We start from the raw sequence: 5,153 nt of genomic DNA, 5'->3' as shown, positions 1-5,153 counted from the left end.
CGGGTGCGCCGTGCTCGCCGGTCTGATCCTCGGCTACTTCTACTCCGCCGCGTACCTGTACGAGACGGTGGAGCACCGCGTGATGAAGGCCGGCTACCCCCGCGGCACCGCCGCGGCCACCCGCGCGGCCGCACACCCCGACGAGGAGCACGAGCGCCAGGCGCGCTACGAGCAGCGGTGGCGCTCAAACTCCTGAGCCGACACCGACGGGCACACCCCGGGCTCGGGCGACGCCGACCTGGAGCGGCACAACTTGTCGACGCGAGGACAGAGGGCCGGGGCCCGCGGCTCATCGGCGCGGACCCCGGCCGCATCCGTCATCCCCCTCCCCAGGGGAACTACCACCGGTGGAACCGGCGAACCGGTCCCACCGGAGTCACTCCAGCGGGCCGTTCTTCAGCAGGCCACCGGCGGGACCCTCGACGAAGCGGGGGTCGGCTCCCGGGAACTCGCTCTCGAGACCGTTGGCCCCGTCGGGACGGTCGTCCCTGTCGACCCCGTCGAGCAGCGACCGGACGGCGGTCTCCAGGGTCGCCCGGCCGGCGTCGACGCCCTGCAGCGGGCTCTGCGTGTCCTGCGCGTAGGCGGCCCCTGCGCCCGCCAGGAGCAGCGCCCCGGCGGTGATCGCCACGGTGATGCGGCGTGTGCGTGCGTTCATCGGTCGATTCCTTCGGGTCGTCCCGGCCGGCGGCCGGGAGCGGAGTGGGCTGACGCGGAGGTGACGGGGCCCGTCACATGTTCTCGGCGCCGGCCTTGATCGCCTCGCGGATGCGGTTGTAGGTGCCGCAGCGACAGATGTTGCGGATCTCCTCGATGGCGGCGTCGTCGATCTCGCGGCCCTCCTCCTGGCACTGGCGGACCTTGGCCACCGCGGCCATGACCTGGCCCGGCTGGCAGTAGCCGCACTGCGCCACGTCACGGTCGATCCAGGCCTGCTGCATGGGGTGCAGGTCCTCGCCGTCGGCGAGGCCCTCGATCGTGGTGATCTCGTCCTCGGCGTCGACGTCGCACACCCGCACCGAGCACGGGTTGAAGGCCTTGCCGTTGATGTGGCTGGTGCAGGCCTTGCAGACGTTGATGCCGCAGCCGTACTTCGGGCCGGTGACACCGAGGAGGTCCCGGATCACCCAGAGGAGACGGACGTCGTCGTCGGTGTCGACGGTGACGGACTCGCCGTTGAGCTTGAAGGTCTGCGTGGGCATGTCGCGCTCCTCAGTACGTGGTCTCGAGGCCGTTGGTGGGCGACGGCGGGATCGGCGGCACGGTCGGGTAGGGCTCGAACGGGAGCGGGTCCCTGTGGTTGATCGGGAAGTACTCCGGGACCCCGCCGGTGGCCCGCGCGTAGGCGGTGGCGATCGCGCCGCAGGTGGCGGCCACCCCGAACTCCCCCACGCCGCCGGGCTCGTCGGCCGACGACTCGACGATGAAGATGTTCATCTCCGGCGGCGTGTTCCACTGGCGCGTGTAGAAGTAGTTGTCCCAGCTGGCCTCGACGAAGTGCCCGTCGTCCAGGTGCAGGCTGGAGGTCAGGGTCATCGCCAGCGCGTCGTTGATCCCGCCCATCATCTGGGCCTCGATCCCGCGCGGGTTGATCACCAGGCCCACGTCGACGGCGTAGGTCACCTTGGTCACGCGCGGGCCGGTGACGCCCTGGCGGATCGGCCGGTTCACCGTCTCGGGACGGCAGTCGATCTCGACCAGGCAGGCGGCCACGCCCTTGTACTCGACGTGCAGGCCGAGGCCCTGGGCCGTGCCCTCCTCCATCGACCTGCCCCAGTCACCCTCGTCGGCGACCTTCTTGAGCACCGCGCGCATGCGGTCGTTCTTGAGGAACTCCGCGCGGAACTCGTAGGGGTCCTTGCCCATCTTCGCCGCGATCTGGTCGACCATCAGCTCACGGGCCGTCGCCACGTCGGGCGAGTAGATGTTGCGCATGCTCGAGGTGCTGAACCTCATGTCGACCTCGTTGAGCAGCCGAGTCGACACCCCGAAGTCGTACGGCGTCACCTGGGTCAGCTCGAAGATGCTCTCCGAGAGGCTCAGGTTTCCCAGCACCGGCGTCCTGAACGCCGCGGCCGTGATCGGCTCGCCGAGGCCCGGGTTGATCTCGGTGGCGACGCTGGTGTGGCGCAGCTCGAAGCTGAGCACCGAGTCCTTGGCCACCGAGGCGCGCACGCGGGTGGTGGCCAGCGGGTGGACGCGGCCCTGCCGGGAGTCGTCGGCGCGGGTCCACATCAGCTTGACGGGCTTGCCCATCGTCTGCGAGACCTCGGCCGCCTCGAGCGCGGCGTCGAAGAACAGCTTGCGGCCGAACGACCCGCCGCCCTCGGTGACGTGCACGGTGACCGCGCTCGAGGGCAGGCCGATCTTCTTCGCGATCTCGGCCTGCGCCGCGATCGGGTTCTTCATCGGGCCCCAGATCTCGGCCTTGTTCGCACGGACGTCAGCGATGGCGCAGTTCGTCTCCAGCGAGCTGTTGCTCCGGAAGTAGAACGTGAAAGCGCCCTCGACGGTCGCGCCGCCCGCCGCAGGCACGGCCAGCGGCAGCTCGGCCTTCCTGACCTTCGCCAGCACCGACTCGTCGTTCTCACCGGCGACCGTGCCCCGCGCCCAGTTCACCTGCAGTGCGTTGACGCCGTCGATGCACTGCCCGAACGTCGCCGCGCGCACCGCCACGCCGGTGCCGACCATCTCGACGTCGGTGACGCCCGGCATCGAACGGACCTCGTCGATGTTGTCGACGCCCTTCGGGTAGCCGTTGAGGTCGGGGGCCCGGCAGATCACCGTCGGCAGCGCGTCGGGGATCTGCAGGTCGGTGGCGAACTTCTTCCGGCCCGTCACGATGGCGCGGGCGTCGGTCTTGTTCTGCGGCTTCCCGATGATCCGGAAGTCTTCCTTCGGCTTCAGTGTGACCTGGACCTGCTCGGTCACCTGGCTGGCCGCCTTCTCGGTCAGCTCACTGAACGGGATGGCCGTGCCGCCGGCACCCGTGATCAGCCCGCCGCGGCTGGTCAGCACGGAGACGTCCTGGCCCAGCTCCGCGGCCGCCGCCTTGAGCAGCCGCCCCTGGGCGAGCGCGGCCGCCACGCGGATCGCCGTGTAGGTGGTGAACGTCGTGCTCGATCCGCCCGTGAGCTGGTTGAACAGCAGCTCGGGCCGGGCGTCGGCCAGGGTGACCTTCACCTGGTCGACCTCGAGGCCCATCTCCTCGGCGATGATCATCTGGGTCGAGGTGATGATCCCCTGACCGTTGTCCGAGCGCGGCAGCGCGAACGACACGGTGCCGTCCCGGTTCACCTCGATCCGGATGAGGTTCGCCGTCGGGCGCGCCGAGTCGCGGAGCGCGTCGAGCAGGTCGTAGATCTCGGGCGTCTGCGGCGCCGACGGGATCGACGCGGCGGAGGCCTGGGGGGAACCCCAGATCGACTCCCGGGTGAGCTCCGCCGCCACGACGAGCGTGGGGGCCGCCACCAGGTACCCGAGGAAACGCCGACGGCTGACGTCGGCGCGACCGAGACCGGCCTTCTCGTCGTCCGGGCTCCGATCCACGGTGGATGCGCGATGAGCGGGCATCGTTGTCCTCTCCGACCTGCCTGTGGGCCTCGAACGGGGGAGCGGGCCTCGACAGGGACTGTGTGACCACCCAACGGCGTGATCGTTCGACAGTTACGTGGGCGATGAGGAGCTGACTGTCCTACCTCAACATCGCTCAATTGCCCCATTCCGCGTCAAAATGCAGGTCGACGCGCTGAAGGCAGCCTTACCTAATCCGCATATGCGGTTCCTTTGGGCTCATGAGCACGCCTCTGAGCTTGACGAATTCATGACCGAGATCATTCGATCGGGTTACTTTCGGCCGCGTCGCGGCCAGAACCGGCGGGCGACCGCGCCCCGGCAGTCCAACGATCGGCCGTCTTTAGTGGGATGCCCTCAGAAATGTACGGGCATTTGCTTCTACCAGCATCGAAAGTCCGCTGAGTGGCCATGTCGGTTGACCCGGTGGAACTCTCCTTCTACTGTTCGGAAGCAAGATGTACGGACATTTGACGGGAGCGCTGATGCTGGACGTCATCGTGATCGCCCCCGAGGAGCCGGGGGACCGCGGCTACCTCGCCCACGACGGTGCCGACGTCGTCCTCGTCGCCGACGAGTTCCCGCACGCCGAGGAGCTCGGCCTCACCGGCTGACCCGTCCGACCACGAGCGAGGAGAAGTGACCGGTGCCAGTGCGAACCCACGCCGTCGGCCGCGACCACACGGCGCCCGCTCCACCCGCACCTCGCGAGCACGTCCTGGCGCACCGGCTCGGTGACGTCCGGCGGCCCGTCCCGGGGCTCGCGGTCGCCGTCGCCGTGGCGGCCGTCGCCACCCTCGCGGGCACCGAGGTGCCCGTCGTCGGCGGCCCGGTGTTCGGGATCGTGCTCGGCGTGCTGGTCGCCACGGTGCTGCGGCCCGGCGACACCCTGCGGCCCGGCCTGGCCGTCGCCTCCCGGCCCGTCCTGCAGGCATCCATCGTGCTGCTCGGGGCGACGCTGTCCCTGCAGCAGGTCGCCCGGGTCGGCGGGGCGTCGCTGCCGGTCATGCTCGGCACCCTCGCCGCAGCGCTGCTCGGGGCCTGGGGCCTCGGGCGGCTGCTCGGCGTCCGCGGCGACACGCAGCTGTTCATCGGCATCGGGACCGGCATCTGCGGGGCGTCCGCGATCGCCGCCACCCAGGCCGTGGTCAGGGCGAAGGAGTCGCAGGTGGCCTACGCCATCGGCACGATCTTCACCTGCAACATCGTGGCCGTGCTCGCCTTCCCCCAGATCGGGCACCTGCTCCACCTCGACCCGCACGCGTTCGGGCTGTGGGCCGGCACCGCGATCAACGACACCTCGTCGGTGGTCGCCGCGGGCTACGCCTACGGCGGCGACGCGGGCTCCTACGCGGTGGTCGTCAAGCTCACCCGCAGCCTCATGATCGTGCCGATCGTGATGGCTCTGGCGCTGTGGGCGGCCCGTCGCGACGCCCTGGCCGACGGGGCGACGGGCACGTCGACCCTGCGCACGCTCCCCTGGCGCAAGCTCGTTCCGGTGTTCCTGGTCGGCTTCGTCGCCGCCGCCGCGCTCAACAGCCTCGGCGTCGTCCCGGCGTCGTGGCACGCCGGGCTGACCT

The 5,153-nt window shown here is 70.2% G+C and carries 6 protein-coding genes; 3 read left to right on the top strand and 3 right to left on the bottom strand.

Annotated elements, in window-relative coordinates:
* Positions 1-196: DUF5313 family protein (locus tag JWR81_RS21390; RefSeq protein ID WP_297655820.1), on the top strand; the 196-nt coding region annotated here is incomplete at its 5' end.
* A 180-nt stretch (positions 197-376) separates the two neighbouring features.
* Here the strand turns inward: JWR81_RS21390 and JWR81_RS21385 are convergent.
* The 3 genes from JWR81_RS21385 to JWR81_RS21375 all read right to left on the bottom strand — a co-directional run bounded on the left by JWR81_RS21385 (position 377) and on the right by JWR81_RS21375 (position 3,573).
* Positions 377-658 carry a hypothetical protein gene (locus JWR81_RS21385; RefSeq protein WP_297655817.1) on the bottom strand — a complete coding sequence of 94 codons (282 nt, stop codon included), beginning with the start codon at positions 656-658 and terminating at the stop codon, positions 377-379.
* Positions 659-731: 73 nt separating this feature from the next.
* The gene (locus JWR81_RS21380; protein ID WP_297655814.1) at positions 732-1,202 is read right to left on the bottom strand and encodes a (2Fe-2S)-binding protein; all 471 of its coding nucleotides are present in this window, start codon (positions 1,200-1,202) and stop codon (positions 732-734) included.
* Between the two features lie 10 nt (positions 1,203-1,212).
* The gene (locus JWR81_RS21375; RefSeq protein ID WP_297655811.1) at positions 1,213-3,573 is read right to left on the bottom strand and encodes a molybdopterin cofactor-binding domain-containing protein; all 2,361 of its coding nucleotides are present in this window, start codon (positions 3,571-3,573) and stop codon (positions 1,213-1,215) included.
* Between the two features lie 485 nt (positions 3,574-4,058).
* On the opposite strand from JWR81_RS21375, the gene JWR81_RS21370 reads away from it, so the two are divergent.
* Both JWR81_RS21370 and JWR81_RS21365 read left to right on the top strand, forming a co-directional pair.
* The gene (locus tag JWR81_RS21370) at positions 4,059-4,187 is read left to right on the top strand and encodes a hypothetical protein (protein ID WP_297655808.1); all 129 of its coding nucleotides are present in this window, start codon (positions 4,059-4,061) and stop codon (positions 4,185-4,187) included.
* Between the two features lie 32 nt (positions 4,188-4,219).
* Positions 4,220-5,153: putative sulfate exporter family transporter (locus JWR81_RS21365; protein WP_297655806.1), on the top strand; the 934-nt coding region annotated here is incomplete at its 3' end.

This window comes from Pseudonocardia sp. (assembly GCF_025965585.1).
Taxonomy (GTDB): Bacteria; Actinomycetota; Actinomycetes; order Mycobacteriales; family Pseudonocardiaceae; genus Pseudonocardia.
The sequence above is the reverse complement of the archived record's forward strand: the minus strand, read 5'-3'. Positions and strand labels throughout refer to the sequence as shown.

Coding starts and splice junctions, on each gene's coding strand:
- JWR81_RS21385 (WP_297655817.1), bottom strand. CDS start 658: ATGAACGCACGCACACGCCGCATCACCGTGGCGATCACCGCCGGGGCG.
- JWR81_RS21380 (WP_297655814.1), bottom strand. CDS start 1,202: ATGCCCACGCAGACCTTCAAGCTCAACGGCGAGTCCGTCACCGTCGAC.
- JWR81_RS21375 (WP_297655811.1), bottom strand. CDS start 3,573: ATGCCCGCTCATCGCGCATCCACCGTGGATCGGAGCCCGGACGACGAG.
- JWR81_RS21370 (WP_297655808.1), top strand. CDS start 4,059: ATGCTGGACGTCATCGTGATCGCCCCCGAGGAGCCGGGGGACCGCGGC.